At 74.2% G+C, this 19,372-nt stretch carries 15 protein-coding genes; 9 read left to right on the top strand and 6 right to left on the bottom strand.

Translation table 11 applies throughout. The features are described 5' to 3' along the window. Positions 1-34 precede the first annotated feature (34 nt). Positions 35-583: a MerR family transcriptional regulator gene (locus ABT026_RS07380; RefSeq protein ID WP_351113099.1), complete on the bottom strand. Its 549-nt coding sequence runs from the start codon at positions 581-583 to the stop codon at positions 35-37. A 130-nt stretch (positions 584-713) separates the two neighbouring features. On the opposite strand from ABT026_RS07380, the gene ABT026_RS07375 reads away from it, so the two are divergent. Both ABT026_RS07375 and ABT026_RS07370 read left to right on the top strand, forming a co-directional pair. After that, positions 714-1,541: an oxidoreductase gene (locus ABT026_RS07375; RefSeq protein WP_351113098.1), complete on the top strand. Its 828-nt coding sequence runs from the start codon at positions 714-716 to the stop codon at positions 1,539-1,541. 110 nt (positions 1,542-1,651) lie between these two features. Next, complete coding sequence (locus tag ABT026_RS07370; protein WP_351113097.1) at positions 1,652-2,032, top strand: hypothetical protein; 381 nt, start codon at positions 1,652-1,654, stop codon at positions 2,030-2,032. A 112-nt stretch (positions 2,033-2,144) separates the two neighbouring features. Here ABT026_RS07370 and ABT026_RS07365 read toward each other — a convergent pair whose 3' ends face one another. Next, positions 2,145-2,558 (bottom strand): hypothetical protein, encoded by a 414-nt coding sequence (locus ABT026_RS07365; RefSeq protein ID WP_351113095.1) that lies wholly within the window; start codon positions 2,556-2,558, stop codon positions 2,145-2,147. A gap of 131 nt (positions 2,559-2,689) precedes the next feature. Here ABT026_RS07365 and ABT026_RS07360 point away from each other — a divergent pair, with 131 nt between their 5' ends. Together ABT026_RS07360 and ABT026_RS07355 are read left to right on the top strand one after the other, a co-directional pair. After that, on the top strand, positions 2,690-3,196 hold the full coding sequence (locus tag ABT026_RS07360) for a glutathione peroxidase (protein WP_351113094.1): 507 nt from the start codon (positions 2,690-2,692) through the stop codon (positions 3,194-3,196). A 159-nt stretch (positions 3,197-3,355) separates the two neighbouring features. Next, positions 3,356-4,240, top strand: a complete 885-nt coding sequence (locus ABT026_RS07355; RefSeq protein ID WP_351113093.1) for a MerR family transcriptional regulator — start codon at positions 3,356-3,358, stop codon at positions 4,238-4,240. Positions 4,241-4,361: 121 nt separating this feature from the next. Here the strand turns inward: ABT026_RS07355 and ABT026_RS07350 are convergent, their stop codons facing one another. Then, positions 4,362-6,299, bottom strand: a complete 1,938-nt coding sequence (locus ABT026_RS07350) for a DUF8823 domain-containing protein (protein WP_502967914.1) — start codon at positions 6,297-6,299, stop codon at positions 4,362-4,364. A 221-nt stretch (positions 6,300-6,520) separates the two neighbouring features. Then, complete coding sequence (locus tag ABT026_RS07345; protein WP_351113092.1) at positions 6,521-9,583, bottom strand: D-alanyl-D-alanine carboxypeptidase; 3,063 nt, start codon at positions 9,581-9,583, stop codon at positions 6,521-6,523. A gap of 213 nt (positions 9,584-9,796) precedes the next feature. Between ABT026_RS07345 and ABT026_RS07340 the strand changes: the two genes are divergently transcribed. From ABT026_RS07340 to ABT026_RS07330, 3 genes are all read left to right on the top strand, one after another. Further along, positions 9,797-10,561 (top strand): GOLPH3/VPS74 family protein, encoded by a 765-nt coding sequence (locus ABT026_RS07340; protein ID WP_351113091.1) that lies wholly within the window; start codon positions 9,797-9,799, stop codon positions 10,559-10,561. 304 nt (positions 10,562-10,865) lie between these two features. After that, complete coding sequence (locus ABT026_RS07335) at positions 10,866-11,720, top strand: helix-turn-helix domain-containing protein (protein ID WP_351113090.1); 855 nt, start codon at positions 10,866-10,868, stop codon at positions 11,718-11,720. Positions 11,721-11,974: 254 nt separating this feature from the next. Then, positions 11,975-12,184: a DUF397 domain-containing protein gene (locus tag ABT026_RS07330; RefSeq protein WP_351113089.1), complete on the top strand. Its 210-nt coding sequence runs from the start codon at positions 11,975-11,977 to the stop codon at positions 12,182-12,184. A 156-nt stretch (positions 12,185-12,340) separates the two neighbouring features. Here ABT026_RS07330 and ABT026_RS07325 read toward each other — a convergent pair whose 3' ends face one another. Both ABT026_RS07325 and ABT026_RS07320 read right to left on the bottom strand, forming a co-directional pair. Beyond that, complete coding sequence (locus ABT026_RS07325; RefSeq protein WP_351113088.1) at positions 12,341-13,423, bottom strand: ADP-ribosylglycohydrolase family protein; 1,083 nt, start codon at positions 13,421-13,423, stop codon at positions 12,341-12,343. Between the two features lie 260 nt (positions 13,424-13,683). Then, the gene (locus ABT026_RS07320) at positions 13,684-15,717 is read right to left on the bottom strand and encodes a LamG domain-containing protein (protein WP_351113087.1); all 2,034 of its coding nucleotides are present in this window, start codon (positions 15,715-15,717) and stop codon (positions 13,684-13,686) included. 178 nt (positions 15,718-15,895) lie between these two features. Here ABT026_RS07320 and ABT026_RS07315 point away from each other — a divergent pair, with 178 nt between their 5' ends. Both ABT026_RS07315 and ABT026_RS07310 read left to right on the top strand, forming a co-directional pair. Continuing rightward, entirely contained in the window at positions 15,896-18,484 is a 2,589-nt protein-coding gene (locus ABT026_RS07315) for a bifunctional FO biosynthesis protein CofGH (RefSeq protein ID WP_351113086.1), read from the top strand. A gap of 232 nt (positions 18,485-18,716) precedes the next feature. Beyond that, positions 18,717-19,316 (top strand): hypothetical protein, encoded by a 600-nt coding sequence (locus ABT026_RS07310; protein ID WP_351113085.1) that lies wholly within the window; start codon positions 18,717-18,719, stop codon positions 19,314-19,316. The last annotated feature ends 56 nt before the right edge of the window (positions 19,317-19,372 follow it).

The following is a 19,372-nucleotide window of genomic DNA, read 5'->3' as shown; positions in this document are numbered from 1 at the left end:
CGGACTCCGGGTCACTCCGGTACCGGTCACCGGCTCATCCGGTCGCCGCGCCGTTCCGCACCACCGCGTCCGTCGCGCCGTTCCGCACCACCGCGTCCGTCGCGCCGTTCCGCACCACCGCGTCCGTCGTGTCCGCCGCTCCGTCCGCCGCCCCGTCGCCGGCCGGGGCGGCGTTCTCGTGCTGCGGCCGGGCCGGGTTCCAGAGGCGGTCGGCCTCGCCGCGGGCGAGATGCTCCTGGTAGATCCGCACCTTGAACCGCATGACGTCCAGCGCCTCCCGCAGCTCACCGATCTGCGCCTCGACCCGGCCCTCGTGACGGCGCAGCAGTTCCAGCCGTTCGGCCTCGTTGCCGGGGCCCTGGCGGACCAGCTCGACGTACCGGCGGATCAGCGCCAGCGCCATGCCGGACGAGCGCAGTTTGGTGCAGACGGCCAGCCACTCGAGGTCTTCCTCGTGGTAGATCCGGCGGCCGTTGGACAGGCGGCGCACCGGATTGGCGAACAGGCCCTCCTGCTCGTAGAACCGCAGCGTGTGGACGCTCAGTCCGCTGCGTCGTGCCACTTCACCGATGCTCAGGTCCATGAGCGGCCCTCCGTTCCGTCGATCACTGCGGTCAGGCCCTTGATCTAGAGCCGACTCTAACTTCTAGCGTCGGGTCACCGGCCGGTTCTCGGCCGGCCGGTGGGACGTCGGAAGAGGACGGGGAACAGGCATGGGCGTGTGGTTCGTGACAGGGGCGTCGCGTGGGCTCGGCGCGGAGATCACCCGGGAGGCGCTGGAGCGGGGACACCGCGTGATCGCCGCGGCGCGCGACACCGCGGCGGTGCTGCGGGCGTACCCGGTGCGGCCGGAGGGTCTGCTGGCGGTGCGGGCGGACGTGACGGCGCCGGAGCAGCTCACGGCGGCGGTGGAGGAGGGACTGGCCGCGTTCGGCCGGATCGACGTCGTGGTCAACAACGCCGGTCACGGCCTGGTGGGCGCGGTCGAGGAGGTCTCCGACGAGGCGGCCCGCGCCCTGTTCGACGTCAACGTGTTCGGGGTGCTCAACACGCTGCGGGCGACCCTGCCGACGCTGCGGGCGCAGCGTTCCGGTCACGTCGTCACCATCGGGTCCATCGGCGGATTCGCCACCGCGCCGGCGGTGGGGGTGTACGGGGCGTCGAAGTTCGCGCTCGAGGGGATCACGGAGGCGCTGTGGGGCGAGCTGGCCCCACTCGGCGTCCACGTCACCGTCGTCGAGCCGGGCGGCTTCCGCACGGACTTCCTCAACGGCTCCAGCCTCCGGGTCGAGCCGGCCTCCATCGCCGACTACGCGGCCGGCGCGGGCCCGGTGCGGGAGGCCCTGGCCGGGAACGACGGCCGCCAGCCGGGGGATCCGGCGAAGGCGGCGAGGGCGATCGTGGACCTCACCGAGGGCGAGGAACCGCCGCTGCGCCTCCAGTTGGGCGCGGACGCGGTGGAACGCGTCGAGGCGAAGCTGGACCTGGTGCGACGCGAGCTCGACCGGTGGCGCCACGTGGCCCTCTCGACGGGGGTGTGACGCCGCGGGGTGGGCGCCGGGCCGCCGGGGCCGGGAGTGGGGCGGCTACCCACGGGCCGTGAGTACGAGCGCTCATGTCCGGGCCCTCACGGCGGCCGTAGCGTGCGGGCATGGCGAAGAACCTCGGTCGGCGGCAGGGCCGTCCCATGCGGCGTTACGTGGGTCTGGGCATCGGCATCGGCGTGGGCGCGGTCCTGCTGACGCGGTTCGGGCCGGTGCCCCCGCAGACCGCGGCGCGGGTGTGGGAGCAGCTCGCGGCCCGCGCGTCCGCGGTGGACCCGCAGCGGCTCCTCCCCCACCACAACCCGCCCGGCCAGGCCGCGGCCACGTACCGCGCCACCACGGCCTGGTGCCGTGAGCGGGCGGGCCGGGCCGGCGCGATGGCCCGCCGGGCCGCGAAGGCCGCCCCGTCCCACACCGCCCTCACGGCCCGCCGCCCCTCCCCCCGGCCCCCGCACCCCCGCCGCCGGGACTCCGGCCCCGCCGTCTGACGCCCAGCCCGGACCGGCAGAAGCCGCCCGGCCGCCGCCGCCCACGAAGAGGTCCCGGACCGCTCACGGTCCGGGACCTCGGTGTGTGCACCGTGGAAGGGCTCCGCCCCGCTCACGCGCCCGGGCGGTGGGCCTTGCTGCCGCTGGCGGCTGCCGTGACGGCGCAGACGAGGGCGGTGGCGGCCAGTGAGCCGGCGGTGATCAGGGCGACGCCGACGACGAAGAGGCCGCTGGCGTCGTCCGACCAGTCGTACCAGGCGGCCGCGGCGAGGCCGGCCGTCGTCCCGAGCACCGCGCCGGCGAAGTGGCGGCGGGAGGCGGCCCACACCACGGGCGCCAGGAGGGTCAGGACCAGGCCGATCACCTGCCAGGCCTCGTACGGTCCGGTGGTGGAGCCGTCCGGGTGGACGTCGCGGTGCTGGTCCCAGCCGAGCCAGGCGGCCCAGAGGCCTGCCGCCACGACGGCGAGGAGGAGTCCCGCGAGAACCTGACGGGGGACGGAGGGCGTGATCGTTCGCGTGGTCATGGGCCCATCGTGGACGGTTGCCCCCGCCCGTCCGCAGAGTGCGCGTACTCAGCTTGGGAGTGAGTATCCCGAGGCGGGACGGTGCGCGGTGGCGGGCGGTCGAGCGCGTCCCGCCGGTTAGGCTCCGTGGCATGACCAATGCTGAGGGTTCGGTGTTCGACGTCGAGATCGGTGCGCTCACGGGCGGTTCCGCGGAGCTGGGCCGGTACGCCGGGAACACGGCGCTGCTGATCGTGAACGTGGCGTCCAGGTGCGGCCTCACGCCGCAGTACAACGGGCTGGAGAAGCTCCACGAGCGGTACGCGGAGCGCGGGTTCGCCGTGCTGGGCGTGCCGTGCAACCAGTTCATGGGGCAGGAGCCCGGGACGTCCGAGGAGATCGCCGAGTTCTGCTCGGCGACGTACGGCGTGACCTTCCCGATGACCGAGAAGGTGGACGTCAACGGTGAGGACCGGCACCCGCTCTACCGGCGGCTGACGGGCTTCGCGGACGCCGAGGGGCACAGCGGGGACATCCGCTGGAACTTCGAGAAGTTCCTGGTGGACGGGGACGGCCGGGTCGTGGCGCGCTTCGCCCCGCAGACCGAGCCGGAGTCCGACGAGGTCGTCTCCGCGATCGAGAAGGTCCTCGGCCGATAGCCCGCCAAGGGGCGCGGGCGGCGGGCGGGGACCGGCGGCGGGCGGGGACCGGCGGCGGCCGGCCGTCGGGCACGGCCGCGGACGTGTGGTTGACCTTGCCCCTGGGTCAAGGCCCAGTCTCCCCGTCACCGGGCCGAGGGTCCGGTGACGGAGGAGGCCATGGGCGTGGACACGGGTGACGACGAGCTGATCAGCATCGGCGTGTTCGCCGCCAGGGTCCGGCTGTCCGCGAAGGCGTTGCGGCTGTACGACCGGCTGGGGCTGCTGCCCCCGGCGCACGTCGACCCGGTGAGCGGCTACCGCTCCTACCGGCCCGCTCAGGTGGAGCTCGCCCGGACGATCGTGCACCTGCGGCATCTCGACATGCCGCTGGCGGCGGTCGCCGAGGTGGTGGAGCTGATGGGCCGGGACGGTCCGGCGGCCGCCGAGAGGGTGGACGCCTACTGGGCGGACGTCGAGGCGCGGCTCGCCGGGCAGCGGGCCCTCGTGGACTTCCTCCGTGCGCGACTGGACGGAAGGACCTCCCTGATGAGCGAGCGGTACACGACGGAGACGGCGGACGTGCCCGGGTGCACGGTGCTCACCCTGAAGCGGCACGTCCTGGTGGGCGAGCTGCCCGCCTGGATCGGGACCACCCTGGACCGGCTGCACGCGGTGGCGGCCGAGGAGTGCGGAGGCGTCCCGGCGGCGCCGTTCGTGGTCTACCACTCGGAGGTGTCGCAGGAGAGCGACGGGCCCGCCGAGGTGTGCGTCCCGGTGCGGGACGCGGAGGCGGCACGGGAGTGGGCGGCACGGCACGGCAAGGGCGTGGGCGTGCGCGAGGAGCCCGCGCGGCGCCTGGCGTACACCCGCATCGCCAAGGCCGAGGTGGCCCAGCCGATGATCCTCAACGCCTTCGAGGCGGTGGAGCGGTGGATCACCGAACGGGACCTGCGCGTCGCCGGGCCGTGCCGAGAGGTCTACTTCGCGGACTGGTCCGCCGCGGGGCCGACGGACCCGGTGTGCGACGTGGCGTACCCGGTGGAGGCGCCGCCGGGGGCCTGAGCGCTCCGCCCCGACGGCGGTGGCCGTGGCCCGGCCACCGCCCGGCTGCCGCCCGGTTGTCCGGCTGTGAGCCGCCCGGCTGGCCGCCGCCCGGCCGCCCGGTTGCCCGCCCCGCGGACGCCTAGGGGCTCTGCGGGGCATCCTCCGGCTCGGGGCACGGTGTGCCGCGCTGCATCCGGTAACGGGCGGCGAGGTGGTACGTGCCCGGGCCGGGGGCGTCCAGGACGGTCCAGGCGACGCCCCAGGCGTCCTCCTCGCCGGACGCCAGGCAGCCGTGCGTGTTCGAGCCGTCCGGTCCGGGCGCCGGCAGGAGTTCCCCTTCGGCGTCGTAGAGGCCCAGCCACGGGGAGTGCGCCACCCGCACCGTGTAGCGGCCGGCGCGCGGCACCCGGACGGTGAGCTCGCCCTCGTCGGCGCGCAGGACCTCGGCCGGCGCGTCGGCCAGCGGGGTGGGGTCGACGACGGCGTACAGCCGCCAGTTGTCGTCGGCCCACACCTCCTCCAGGTACGGCAGGCCGCCCTCTATCAACTGCCGTTCCTGGCGGCCGCCCTCGCCGTCCGGCGACCCGTGCAGCGGGAGCACCACCTGGTGCACGGCCCAGCGGCGCAGCCAGGCGCGGTAGCTCCCGGCGTCCAGCGTGCCGTCGTAGAAGAGCGGGTTGCGCTCCCGGTCGGCCTGGCGGTTCCAGCCGCGGGCCAGGTTGACGTACGGGACCAGGGCGGAGGACTCGGCGTGCGAGCTGGCGGGGACCACCTCGACGCGGCCCGCCCCGGTGTCGGCGCGCTGCAGCCGGTCGACCAGCGGGGCGAGGTCGCGGGCCCAGATGGCGTCCGGCTTCATGCTGATCACGTCGGTGACGGTGCCGACGCCGACCCAGGCGGTGAACAGCGTGAAGGAGGCCAGCACCGCGTACCGCCGCCGGGTGCGCGGCGCGGTCGTCGGCAGCGCGGCGAGCAGGGCGACGCCGGCGAACAGCATCGGCAGGCGGGTGATGTTGGAGCCGATCTGGGAGCTGACCGCCCACACCAGCAGGGTCGCGGCGGCGTAGACCAGGCAGGTGGTCCGGACGGTCCGCCACCGCGCCGGGCTCACCGCGTACACCAGGAGGGCCGTCGTCACCGGCAGGACGGCGGTCAGGATGCCCATCGGCTGCGTCCCGGAGAACGGGAACAGCCAGGCGGAGGCGGCGACCACGACGGACGGGCCCAGCCCCAGCGCCCACGCCCCGGGACGGCGGCGCTGAAGGAACAGGGCGACGGCGATCAGGCCGAGGAAGAGCCCGGCGACCGGCGACGCCATGGTGGCGAGGGCGGCCGGCGGGGCCACCCACAGCGCCTTCGCCCAGCGCCGTGGCCGCCCGCGCAGCGGCAGGCAGAAGACGCCGGCGACGGCCGCGAGGGCGAACAGCACGCCGAGGCCGAAGGTGACGCGTCCGGAGACGGCGTTGCAGAGCAGGCCGAAGACGCCGGCGAGGGCGGCCGGCCACACCTGCCGGTGGCCGGACCCCTGGCGGGTGCGGCAGAGGATGAGGGTGAGCAGCCCGGCGGAGAGCGTGCCGGAGAGCATCATCGTGGCCCGCACGCCGAGGACGTGCATCAGGTAGGGCGACAGCACGCTGTAGGAGACCGGGTGCATGCCGCCGTACCAGGCCAGGTTGTAGGCCGAGTCCGGGTGCCGGCCGACGAACTCGGCCCAGGCGTCCTGCGCCGCCAGGTCCCCGCCGCTGTTCGCCATCGCGAAGAACCAGAGGACGTGGAGGACGCCGGTGAGGGCGGTGACGACGGCCACCGGGTGGCGGAGGAGACGGCCGAGGCGGGCAAGACGTGACCGGGGGGCCTGGGCGGCCCGCGGGTGCTCCGTCGCGGGGCGGTCAACCGCCCCGTCCTCCGCACCGGCCCCTCGTCCCGGTTCCGGCTCCGTCCCCGGCCCGGCCGGTGGCGCGGAGCGTGGCGCCGGCACACGGTCGGTGCCGGTCCGTGCGGCGGGCGCCGGCCCGTGGGCGGGGTCCGTGCCGTCCGTGACGGTGGACGGCGTCTCCGTCGGTTCCGCTGTGCTCACCTGGACGAACCTCTCTGCCCCGGGCGCCGGTCCCGCTGCCCGCGCGGTCACGGCACAGCCCGGCGACGCTAGCACGGCGCCCCGGTGCGGACCCGCCGGACCGGCGGGTCCGCACCGGGGCGCGGATGGAGCGGGTGGAGCAGCCGCGGGTGATGCGGCGGGGGGAGCGGCCGCGGGTGGTGCGGCGAGAGGAGCGGGGGCGGGCCGCGGGGCCCGCCTTCTCAGGCGACGCGGGTGAGCCTGGCTCCCGTGGACGGCTCCTGGAGGTCGCTGCCGAGCTGCACCGGCACCTTCACGGCGCCGCCCTCGGCGTCGCCGACGGTCAGCGAACCGACCTTGGTGCCCTCGGGCGCGGCGTGCGGCATCGCCGGGTCGGGGGCGAAGGTCAGCTTGACCTCGTGACCCGCCCAGCCGACCGCCTTGACGTCCTCGGAGACGACCACCGGCGTGCGCCCGCCGAGCTGGTCGTCGACGTACCCGACGACGTCGCCCTTCTTCAGGATGGTCTCCGACTCCAGCGCGTCCTGGGTGGCCAGCATCGCCGTCTTGGACACGGCGTTGACGGTGTCGAGGATGAACGGCTTGTGCTGCCCGAGGACCGCCCCGACCAGCGTCACGGTCTCGCCGCCGACCTCCTTGGTGGCGGCGAAGAGCAGGTTGCCGCCGGCCTTGGTGGTCGAGCCGGTCTTGATGCCGATGGCGTTGTTGTACGGGACCAGGGTGTTGTAGTTGTAGTGGATCCGGCCCGAAGGGTCCTTCCAGGAACCCTTGTTGGTGATGTTCACCATGGCGGGCATCTTCATCATCTCGACGCCCAGCTTCACCTGGTCCTCCGCCGTGGAGACGGTCGTCTCCTTGAGGCCGGAGGGGTCGGTGTAGGTGGTGTTCTTCATGCCGAGCTCGGCGGCGGTCTTGTTCATCTTCTCGACGAACGCGGCCTCCGAACCGGCGTCCCAACGGGCCAGCAGCCGCGCGATGTTGTTCGCGGACGGGATCATCACGGCGGACAGCGCGTCGCGCAGGGAGAGCTTCTGGCCCTCCTTGACGGTGTTCAGCGTGGACTCGTCACCCGTCTTGTCGTAGCCGCCCTCCTTCTCGGCGAGCGCGTCGACGGGGATCGAGGGACCGTCCTCGCCCACCTTCAGCGGGTGGTTCTTCATGATCACGTAGGCGGTCATCGACTTGGTGACCGAGGCGATCGGCACGGGCTTCGCCTCGCCGAACGAGTCGACCGTGCCGATACCGGTGACGTCCATCCAGCCCTGGCCCTCGTCCGGCCACGGCAGGGCGACCGGGTCGCCGTCGAAACGGAAGGACTCCTCGGCGGTCAGCACCAGGGACGGCTCGGGCAGCGGGCGGACCATCTGCACGACCGCGAGCACGATCGCCAGCAGCACCACCACCGGGGTCCAGATCTTGACCCGGCGGACCAACCGGCGCGGCAGGTTGTCCGGCGGCGGCGGGGTGTTGGTCAGCTCGGCCAGCAGGTCCAGCGGCGGCTTGGGCGGCAGCGGCTGCTGGGTGGTGCGCTCCGGGCCGATCTGCGGGATCGCGGTGGTCTCGGTCGACGCCGCGACGGGGGCGGGGCCGGCGGATCCCGCGGAACCCGCCGGGGAGCCGGGGCGCCCGGGGGGCGTCGGGCCCGCCGGGGGCGTCGAGGGCTTGCGGGTGGGGGACGGCGAGCGGTCGCCGACCTTCAGCTGCGTGGTGGGCTGATCCACCGGGGGCCTGGCGGCCGGGCGACCGCCGAGACGGATCGCGGTGGTGGGCTGGTCCACCGGCTTGCCGGAACCCTTGCCCTTCGCGTCCGGCCCGCCCTCCGGGGGCGCGACCTTGCCGAGGGTGCGGGTCGCGTCGCTCTTCTCCTCGGCGGGCAGCGGTGCGGCCGCCCACCCGGGACGCCGCGACCCGGAGGGGTCCGTCGCGTCGGGGGCGTCGGGCCCGTCCGTGTCCTCGGGCTCGGCCGTGTCCTCGGGCCCGTCCGTGTCCTCGCCTTCGGGGTCGCCGGACGGGTCGTCGGCGTCGCCCGCGGCAGCGGCGTCGCCCGCGGAGTCGGCATCGGCATCGGCATCGGCATCACGGTCGCCGGACGGCGCGTCGGCGTCTGCGTCTGCGTCTGCGTCTGCGGTGCCGGAACGCTCGTCGGCGTCATCCGCGACGGCGTCGGCGGCGTCCGGGTCGGCAGCGTCCGTGTCGTCGGCACCGTCGGAGTCGTCGGAGCTGTCGGCACCCTTCGGCGCGTCCTCAGGCGCGTCCTCGTCCGCCTCCGGGTCCGCCTCCGCACCGGCCGCACGCGCGTCACGGTCGGCGGGGCGCGCGGCCTCGACGGCGTCCGCCACCGGCTCGTCGCCGTCCCGGTCCTCATCGGCGTCGGAGTGCGCGTCGGCGGTCGCAGGCTCGTCGCGGACCTCGTCCGCGGGCTCGTCGGCGTCCACGACCGGCTCGTCCCGGACGTCACCGGCACCGGACGGAACCGCGTCGCCGATCCCGTCGGACGGCTCCGGGCTCAGGCCGGCGGCCGGAGCGTCCTCGCTCACGCCCGCCGCCGCGCCGTAGGCCGGCACGTTCGAGCCGTCGGAGTCCTCGGCACCGCCCGCGACCGGCTCGTCCTCGGCCTCGGCAGCACCGGCCGGAACCGCGTCGGACGGCTCCTCCTCGTCCCGGCCACCCACCGGGGCGTCCTCGTCGAGGCCCGCCGCCGCGCCGTAGGCAGGCACGTTCCGCCCGTCGGAGTCCTCGGCACCGGCCACAACCGCGTCGACCGGCTCGTCCCCGGCCTCGGCCGCGGCGGACGGCTCCTCGGCGGAGGGCGTCCCGTCCGTGTCCTCGGAGGCGGTCACGCGGTCCGCGGGGTCCTCCTCGTCGGCGCCCACGCTTGACGCGTCTGCGTCAGACGCCTCCGAGGGGGCCTCGTGGGCCGTTCCGGCGGCCCGGGGGCCCTCCGGCCCCTCCAGGGCCTCCTGGGCGCTCTCAGGGCCGTCCACGGCCGTCAGGGGTTCGGAGTCCTCCGCGACAGGGGCGGGCCCGTCGGACGCGTCGGACGCGTCGGACGCGTCGGACACCTCGTCCGCACCGCCCTCCACACCGTCCTCGGCCCCGTCCGCGTCCCGCTCGGAGGGAGGGTCCGCCACGGCGGTGCGGGCGAAGGCGGCGCGCGGGTCGGCGGACGCCGACGCCGCGGCGGTCTCCGCAACCGGTTCCCCCGGGCCCGGCGTCATACCCGCCGAGGACTCTCGCTGCTTCGACCTGTCGGGGGACTCGCCCGCCACCTGTGCCTCCTCCATACGCCGCACTCCCCGTGCGCCTGCCCAACCAGCCGACCGTGAACTCCGGCGGCCACCGTCCGGACCAGGTTCCAGTCTCGCGTCAGCGCTCCCGGCCCTTCCGCAGGGACGAGAACGACATACCTGCCGGTTCCATCCGATAGCGGACTCGCACTCTCGACAGATGAGTGTGAGAGGGGTCACCCTGTCGTACATCCACGCGGGGAGGCATGGATGGGCAGGAGCCGCAGAACACTTCCGGAGGAGCTTCTGCTGCTGGCGTTGGACCCGGCCACGGGTACCACTGCACAGCCGCAGTCGCTCGACCTGGGTCTGGCCGGAGCACAGCTCGTCGAGCTGGCCATGGCCGGACGGATAGCCCCGGACGGGGATCGTATCTCCGTGGTGATGCCACGGCCGACAGGAGATCCGACTCTGGACCACGCACTGGAGTTGCTGCGCCGACGCGGCGCCCCGGTACGCGCGGTCCACTGGATCGGCGGACCCCGTTTGGGGCTCCGCCAGACGTACCTCGCGCACCTGGAGCGGTGCGGCATGGTTCATGCCGTCGCCGGTCCGATGTGCGGAGTACTGCCGACGACTCGCTACCAGGCGACGGACACGGCGATCAGCCGGGAGATCAGAGCCCGGCTGGACACGGCGATCAAGACGGGTGTCCCACCGGACCCCCGCACCGCCGCGCTCGCGGCGCTGGCCCACGCGGTCGGCCTCGGCAAGCACCTGTATCCGGGCAACGAGGGCCGCTCGGCCCGTTCCCGGCTGCGGGACCTGATCAGGCACGACCCGATGGGCGGCCTCGTCGCGCACGCGGTCATGGACGTCCAGAACGGCGCCGCGGCGCAACCACGCCGCGCCCAGGCGCCGGCCGCCCGCACGCCGGTCCCGGCGCACGGGCGGGCGACCGCTCCGCAGCAGGCGCCCCGGGGTGTGACGGCCGAGCCGCACCCGGGGTCGATGATGCGGGCCGTCGCACGCTGACCTCGGCACGGGCACATGCCCGGACGGGCGGCGGACCTTCCCGGTCCGCCCCCGTCCGGGCATGACCCGTTCCCCGGGGCCGTCGCCGGACCCCTGCGGGCCAGCCGTCAACTCCCGACGTCAAGTCGAACCCGAAAGCGTGAACCGTTGCCGCGGATCCGCTCCCAGGAGGGACGCCGGGTGACCAGGACGTCACGCATGGGCAGCGATTGTGCGCCGTTTCCCAGCGGCGGCCCACACCCAGGTGGCAATCTGCTGAACAGCAGATACGCAAAGTTGAGGTACGCAGCCGGAGGTGCCGTCCGTGGCGTCCAGTGTCAACCCCACCGTCAGGCGCCGCCGCCTGGGCCAGGAGCTCCGCAGGCTCCGCGAGCAGAAGGGCATGACCGCCGAGGAAGTGGCGGAGCGGCTGCTGGTCTCGCAGTCGAAGATCAGCCGGCTGGAGAACGGCCGCAGGTCCATCAGCCAGCGTGACGTCCGCGACCTCTGCGGGGTCTACGAGGTCGACGACCAGCGGATCGTCGAGTCGCTCATGCAGATGGCCAAGGACTCCCGCCAGCAGGGCTGGTGGCACTCCTTCGGCGACATCCCGTACAGCGTCTACATCGGTCTGGAGACCGACGCGGCCAGCCTGCGCGTCTACGACCCGCAGGTGGTGCCGGGGCTGCTCCAGACGCGGCGGTACGCGGAGTCCCTGATCACCGGCGCGCTGCCGGAGACGGCGGCCGCGGACATCGAGAAGCGGGTGCAGGTGCGCCTGCGCCGGCAGCAGCGGATCAACTCCCGGGAGAACCCGCTGCGCCTGTGGACGGTGCTCGACGAGGCGGCCCTGCGCCGCATGGTCGGGAACCAGGCCGTGATGCGCGAGCAGCTGGAGCACCTGGTCGAGCAGGCGCAGATGCCGCACGTGACGGTGCAGGTGATCCCGTTCGACCTGGGCGCCCACCCGGGGCTCAACGGCCAGTACGCGATCCTCGAGTTCCCCGACGCGTCGGACTCCAGCGTGGTCTACATCGAGGGCGTCACCAGCGACCTGTACCTGGAGAAGCCCAACGACGTGCAGAAGTACAGCGTGATGTACGAGCACCTGCGCGCCCAGGCGCTGAACGTGGAGCAGTCGCGGCAGTTCATCGAGGACATCGCGAAGTCCTACGCGTGAGGGGCGCCGACCGCCTTCACACTGCGTGACGCCGTAACCTCGAATCCGTTGCCGTTGGACTTTGCCAACGGCAAAGGGAGGAACCGTACACGCACAACTGCTGGTGCGGTAGGGGCTATTGGGACATGCCATCCGCACGAGTGAATGGACTCCTCCGAAACGCGGGGCGGCGAGTAGCGTCGATCACGCCAACGGTCACAGCCAGTTGGCGGAGATCAGTCGCATCGTCACCCTCAGTTAACTCGGAGCAGAAAATGGCTATTCGTCAGGGCGCCACCCCCACGTGGACCAAGTCCTCCTACTCGACCGGCAACGGAGCGTGCGTGGAGGTCAAGTCCCCGGTGCGCGAGGAGCTCGCGGTGCGGGACTCCAAGGTTCCGGCGGGCCCGACCCTCGCCTTCCCGGCGGGTTCCTGGAGCGCGTTCGTCTCCGGGGTCAACCGTGGTGCGTTCGGCGGGATCTGACCGACCGCCGCGACAACGGGCCGCACCGGCCCGGCACCTGGGCACCACCCTGTACGGCCCTCTCGTCCGGCTCGCCGTCCTGGCCGAGGGGGCTCGCCCAATGCCGAACCGGTCGGTCGAATGTCCAGCGGGACGTCCGTTCAGCCGGACGTCCGTTCAGCGGGGATAGCGGGCCAGCCAGCCGGGGGACGCGTAGGACGGCCCGTGCAGGGCCGGCCCCTGGGTCATCTCGACCGCGAAGTCGTCGGCCAGCACCACCAGGGTGGGGCGGCCCTCGAGTTCGGCCAGCCATGCCGGTGGCAGTGCCGTCTCCCCGTGGAGCGCCCCCAGCAGTCCGCCCGCCAGTGCCCCGGTGACACTCGCCGGACCACCGAGGTTCACCGCCAGGCACAGGGCGTGCCGCACGTCCTCCCCGTCCAGCGCGCAGCGCACGGCGGCTCCCAGGACCTCGTCCGCACCCGCGTCGGCCTCCAGCGGGTGCGGCGGCTCCTCGGCGCCCGCCAGGGCGGCCTCCAGGGCCTTGACGACCTCCTGGTGGCCGGGCCACGGCTCGACCGCCCCGATCGCCGTCCGCACGGCCTGCGGCAACGCCTCCCCGCGTGCCAGGCCGTGCACGGTGACCGCGTAGGCGCCGGCCGCGAGGCAGGCCGTGGGGTGGCCGTGCGTCTGCGCGGCGCACTCCACGGCCAGCTGGGCGACGAGCTGCGGCTCCCAGCCCACCAGCAGGCCGAACGCCGCGGAGCGGGCCGCCGCGTGCGGTCCGCGCTCACGGGGGTTCCGTGGTTCGGCGGGCGTCCCCATGCTCTCGCCGCGCAGCGCCAGCAGGGTGGGGCCGTGGGGGTCGCGGCGGGCGTAGAGCCATTCCTCGCGGGCCAGCCAGCCGTCGTCCTCCCGCCGCTCGTCGGGGCCCCAGTCGTCCTGGGTGACCGCCCAGCGGCGCCAGGCGCGGTGCAGGTCGCTGGGCGGGTGCCAGACGCCGGTGTCCCGGCGCACCTGGGCGCGGATCAGCCCGTCCACGGTGAACAGCGACAGTTGGGTGACGTCGGTGACGGCGCCGAGCCGTCCGTACGCGGGGACCGGCGCGGCCAGCCCCTCGGGGCCGTGCGCGGCCACGATCTCGCCGGGTGTCAGTCCGTCGAGCGGTGCGCCCAGCGCGTCGCCCACGGCCGATCCGAGCACGACGCCGCGCACCCTGCTCCGGAAGTCCTGCAACTCGGCCCGGCCCCACGCACCAGCCACCGCCCGACCTCCCACGGCCGTCGTCCACGCCTGCGGAACCGGGCCTGGGCCCCGTCCCCCGCCGACGCTAACCGGCCGCCGCTCCGGGCGGAACGGGCATTTCCGGCCGATGTGCATGTACGGCTCCGGGGCCGTCCGCGCTTCCACCGGATCCCCTCCGGATCCGCACACCTCCCGTGCGCGCGCTCACCGGAACGACGGCGCCCGCCCCTCGCGTGGGCGAGGGGCGGGCGCCGTGACGGTGGCGGGTTCCGCCGGGGTCAGTACCGCAGCCGGGGGATCCGATCCGCGTCGACGACGCCGGTGAACGCCCGGACGTTGTCGACCGCCCCGTGGAAGTACTCGCCCCAGCCGTCCGCGGTGTGTCCGCGGCCGATCTGCAGCGGGCCCTCGGCGGACCAGGGGGCGTCGAAGGCCGCCTCGTCGCCGAGTGACCCGTCCACGTAGAGCCGGACGGTGTCGGCCGAGTCGTCGTGCACCACCGCGATGTGGTGGCCGTCGCCCTTCCCGCCGTCCGGGGCCGTGATGCGTGAGGCCACGGTCTCCTCGGCGTCCGGCCCCTCGCCGTCCGTCACCACCAGCTGCCACGCGTGGGTGGCGGGGTCGTAGCGGACCTTGAACGCGTCACCGTGCTCGCCGCCCTGGGAGAGCACCGTCATGGGCCCCGCCGGCTCCTTGTCGGCCAGCCGGACCTGGGCGGCGACGGTGTAGCTGCCGGACGTGTCGACGACCGGCCCCTCGCCGGCCGCGTGGCCGGCGGAGCCGTCCAGCTCCAGATGGGCGTCGCCCACCAGGGCGGACGGGCCGGGAACGCATTCCGGGTCGATCCAGCAGTCCGGGTCGTCCACGTACCGGAAGACGGTGGCGCCGTCGTGCAGCGTCAGCGCGCCGCCCGCACCGCCGGGGGCGCTGCCGTCGGTCACCGACTCGAAGTCCCAGACCCCGGCGTCCTGCGGCTCGCGCTTCGCCAGCGCCGCAGCCTCCGCGCCGACGACCACCCGGTCCCAGACCCGGACGTCCGCCAGGTCGCCCTGCCAGCGCCGTCCGCCGTCGCCGCGGGCCCGGCCGAGCTGGAAGGCGCCCGGCGCCGCGACGGGGCCGGTCTTCGCCGGCTCGCCGACGGCCCTGCCGTCGACGTAGAGGCGCAGGGTGTCGTCCTCGGTGTCGAAGACACCCAGCACGTGGGCCCAGTCGCCGGTCTCCGGGCCGCCGCCCGCGACGGTCGCGCCGCCGAAGGTGAACGCCCAGTCGGCGTCGCCGTCCGCTGCGGGCTTCAGGCCCAGCGTGAAGGCGGAGGTGCCGTCGGCGGCGTCCTGGCTCGCGACCGTCATGGCGCGGTCGGTGCGGTCCGGGCGGACCCAGCCGCCGACCGCGAAGGTCGTCCCGGTGTCCGCCACCGGTGCGTCCGGCGTCAGGTAGCCGTTGCCCTCGCCGCTGAGCCGTGCGCTGCCGGTGAGGCCCGTGCCGTACGGAGCGGCCTCGCGGAACGTCACGCCGTCCTCGGCCCGCAGGGCCGGTCCGGCCTCGGCGGAGGCGTCGGTGAGCTTCCAGTGGGCGACGGGGGCGCGGCCCTTGGCCACCAGGAACCGGTGAGAGGTCGTGGGACTGGAGTTACCGGCGCGGTCGACCGCCCTGACCGTCAGGGAGTCGGGTCCGTCCTTCCGAGGCATGAAGCGGAGTGTCACCGGCCCACCCGCCTCCTCCGGTTCCACGGTGCGATCGGATTCGCCGGTGAACCGGTAGACATAGGCGACCACGTCGTCGGACGGCGAGTCGAAGGTGAAGCCGCCGTAGACGCCCACCCCGTCGTGCCAGGCGGTGTCGTCGTAGCGGTCCGAGGTGATCGTCGCCTGCTGGGGGTGGTCGGTGTCCACCACGAACTGGCAGGGACGGCCGTCCCCTTCATCACTCCACGCGGACATCGCCCCCTGATCGCCGATGGCCCGCACCCGCCACGAGACCAGGGTGTCGGTGGGGACGTCGGAGGACGGCGTGACCCGGAGCGGGACGTCCGGGGTGCTCTCGTGGGTCGTGAGCGTCTCACGCCGCTCGGCGCCCGCGGCGTCGGTCCACCACACCTCGATCTCGGCACTCGCCCAGGCCCCCGAGTCGGGATTCCGCAGCGTCACCTCGAGCTGTGGCCTTTCCCCCACGTACGGCGCGGAGGCCCCCGTCGCACACGCGCCGTAGCCCGTCCTCAGGTCCTCGACCCGCGGCTGCGGCAGTGTGCTCTCCGCCGCGGACGCGACCCCCGGCGTCGCCAGCAGCAGCGCGGCGGTCGCCGACGCGACCACTCCCCGTCTGCTTCGATCCTTGTTCCGCACGGAACGCCCCCTCTGACGTGTACTCAGCAACGTGACGTGAACCTAACAAGGGTTACCGACGGTCCGGCATCGAATTACCCGCGGAAACCCCCTCCGCACGACCGGACGCCCGTGTTTGCCCAGCTCGTGCCGCTCGTATGCTCGGGGGATGACGACTTCCGCCAGCTCCGGAACCGGCCGCCCCACCGAGAACTCGATGCGCCGTGCCCTCAGGCGGGCACGGGACGGGGTCGCGCTGGACGTGGCCGAGGCGGCGGTGCTGCTCCAGGCGCGCGGGGCGGACCTGGACGACCTGTGCGCCACCGCCTCGCGGGTGCGGGACGCGGGCCTGGAGGCGGCCGGACGGCCCGGCGTCATCACGTACTCGAAGAGCGTGTTCATCCCGCTCACCCGGCTGTGCCGGGACAAGTGCCACTACTGCACCTTCGTCACCGTCCCCGGCAAGCTGCGCCGCGCGGGCCACGGGATGTTCATGTCGCCGGACGAGGTGCTGGACGTCGCCCGGCGCGGGGCGGCGATGGGGTGCAAGGAGGCGCTGATCACCCTCGGCGACAAGCCGGAGGACCGCTGGCCCGAGGCGCGGGAGTGGCTGGACGCGCACGGCTACGACGACACCATCGCCTACGTGCGGGCGATCTCGATCCGGATCCTGGAGGAGACGGGTCTGCTGCCGCACCTGAACCCCGGGGTGCTGAGCTGGACGGACTTCCAGCGGCTGAAGCCGGTCGCCCCGTCGATGGGGATGATGCTGGAGACGACGGCGACCCGGCTGTGGTCCGAGCCGGGCGGGCCGCACCACGGCTCCCCCGACAAGGAGCCGGCCGTGCGGCTGCGGGTGCTGGAGGACGCGGGCCGTTCCTCGGTGCCGTTCACCAGCGGGATCCTGCTCGGCATCGGCGAGACCTACGAGGAGCGCGCCGAGTCGCTGTTCGCGCTGCGGAAGGTGGCGCGGGCGTACCACTCGGTGCAGGAGCTGATCATCCAGAACTTCCGCGCCAAGCCGGACACCGCGATGCGCGGCATGCCGGACGCGGAGCTGGACGACCTGGTCGCCGCGGTGGCGGTGGCGCGGGTGGTCATGGGGCCGTCGGCCTGCCTTCAGGCGCCGCCGAACCTGGTCGACGCCGAGTACGAGCGGCTGATCCGGGCGGGCGTCGACGACTGGGGCGGGGTCTCGCCGCTCACCATCGACCACGTGAACCCGGAGCGGCCCTGGCCACAGATCGACGAGCTGGCCGAGCGGTCCGCGGCGGCCGGCTTCGAGCTGCGGGAACGGCTGTGTGTATACCCCGAGTTCGTGCGGCGGGGCGAGCCGTGGCTGGATCCGCGGGTGCTGCCGCACGTGCGGGCGCTGACCGATCCGCAGACCGGCCTCGCGGTGCCGGACGCGGTGGTCGAGGGACGGCCCTGGCAGGAGCCGGACGAGGCGTTCACGCCGTCGGGCCGGACCGACCTGCACCGCACCATCGACTCCGAGGGCCGCACGGCCGACCGGCGGGACGACTTCGACGAGGTGTACGGCGACTGGGAGTCGCTGCGGGAGGCCGCCGCCCCCGGCATGGTGCCGGAGCGGATCGACGGCGACGTGCGGGCGGCGCTGCGCACCGCCGCGGACGACCCGACGAAGCTGACCGACGAGGAGGCGCTCGCCCTGTTCCACGCGGACGGGGCGGCCCTGGACGCGCTGTGCCGCGTCGCCGACGACGTGCGCAGGTCGGTGGTCGGCGACGACGTGACGTACATCGTCACGCGGAACATCAACTTCACCAACGTCTGCTACACCGGCTGCCGTTTCTGCGCCTTCGCGCAGCGCCGCACCGACGCGGACGCGTACACGCTGTCGCTGGAACAGGTCGCCGACCGGGCCCAGCAGGCGTGGGACGTGGGTGCGGTGGAGGTCTGCATGCAGGGCGGCATCCACCCGGACCTGCCGGGCACGGCGTACTTCGACATCGCGCGGGCGGTGAAGGAGCGGGTGCCGGGGATGCACGTGCACGCCTTCTCCCCGATGGAGGTCGTCAACGGGGCCACCCGGACCGGGATGTCGATCCGCGAGTGGCTGACCGCCGCGAAGGAGGCCGGTCTGGACACCATCCCGGGCACGGCGGCGGAGATCCTCGACGACGAGGTGCGGTGGGTGCTCACCAAGGGCAAGCTGCCCACCGCCACCTGGGTCGAGGTGGTCACCACGGCGCACGAGCTGGGCATCCGGTCGTCCTCGACGATGATGTACGGCCACGTCGACCAGCCGCGGCACTGGCTGGGGCACCTGCGGACACTGGCCGGCATCCAGCAGCGCACCGGCGGGTTCACCGAGTTCGTGACGCTGCCGTTCGTGCACACCAACGCCCCCGTGTACCTGGCCGGCATCGCCCGCCCGGGGCCGACCGTCCGGGACAACCGGGCGGTCACCGCGATGGCCCGGCTGCTGCTGCACCCGCACATCCCGAACATCCAGACCAGCTGGGTGAAGCTGGGGACCGAGGGCGCGGCCGAGATGCTGCGGTCGGGCGCCAACGACCTGGGCGGGACGCTGATGGAGGAGACCATCTCCCGGATGGCGGGCTCCTCCTACGGCTCCTACCGCTCGGTGGCCGACCTGGTGGCGATCGCCGACGCGGCGGGGCGTCCGTCCCGGCCGCGCACCACGCTGTACGGCGAGGTCCCCGAGGAGCGGCAGCACGCGGCCGCCGCCTCCGACGGTCACCTCCCCGAACTGCTGCCGGTCCTGGACTGACACGGGAGGGCGGCGGACGGGCCGGGGGCGTCGGATTCCCCGGGCCCGGCCGTCGGATTCCCCGGGCCCGGCCGGTAGGTCTCCGCGGCTGGCCCGTGGGATTGCCGGGCCGGGCCCGTGGGATTGCCGGGCCGGGCCCCTGGTCAGGGGCGGGGAGGGTCGCCGTAGGATGATCCGACTCTGTTCCCGCCGCGGCCCGTGACCGGGCCCGTTGCTGAGGAGATGCGTACACGTGGCTTCCCGAGGGCTTCCCACCTGGGCCTGGGTGACCGGCCTGACCAGCGCGGCGATCGTGGTGGTCATCGGACTGGCCGTGCAGGCCGGCTCGGGGCCGAAGCCCGCCGCCCTGGACGACCGGAGCCCGGTGGCCTCGGCCTCCGAGACGCCCCGTCCGAAGAAGTCGCTGTCCGAGGACGGCGAGGACGGCAAGGGCGGCGAGGAGTCCGCCGGGACGTCGGTGCCGGCGGAGTCCGGGACCGGGCGGCGGCTCGTGTACGGCCTGGAGGCCGACCGGGTGTGGCTGGTCGACGCCGGCGACAAGGCGCTGCGCAGCTTCACGGTGTGGCCCGGCACGCTCGACCCGGAGCCCGGGGAGTACGAGGCGGGCACCCGCACCGCGGCCACCACCGGGTCCGACGGGGTGGCCATCGAGCACGTCGTGTACTTCGCCTTCTCGGGCGGCGTGAATTTCGCGTTCTCGCACGCGAAGGACGGCGCCTCGCCCGCCCCCGCCGACGGCAAGCAGACGGCCGGCGTCCGCATGAAGGTCCAGGACGGCGCGGCCCTGTGGGAGTTCGCCTCCACCGGCACCCCGGTGGTCGTCGTCCCCTGAGCCGAACCTGCGGCCCACGCCCGCGGCCCCGGTCCCCACGCTCTCGTGGGGACCGG

Origin of the sequence: Streptomyces sp. NPDC002734 (assembly GCF_040295685.1) — a bacterium.
In the GTDB taxonomy this organism is placed as follows: Bacteria; Actinomycetota; Actinomycetes; order Streptomycetales; family Streptomycetaceae; genus Streptomyces.
This window is presented reverse-complemented; position numbering and strand designations above follow the sequence as displayed.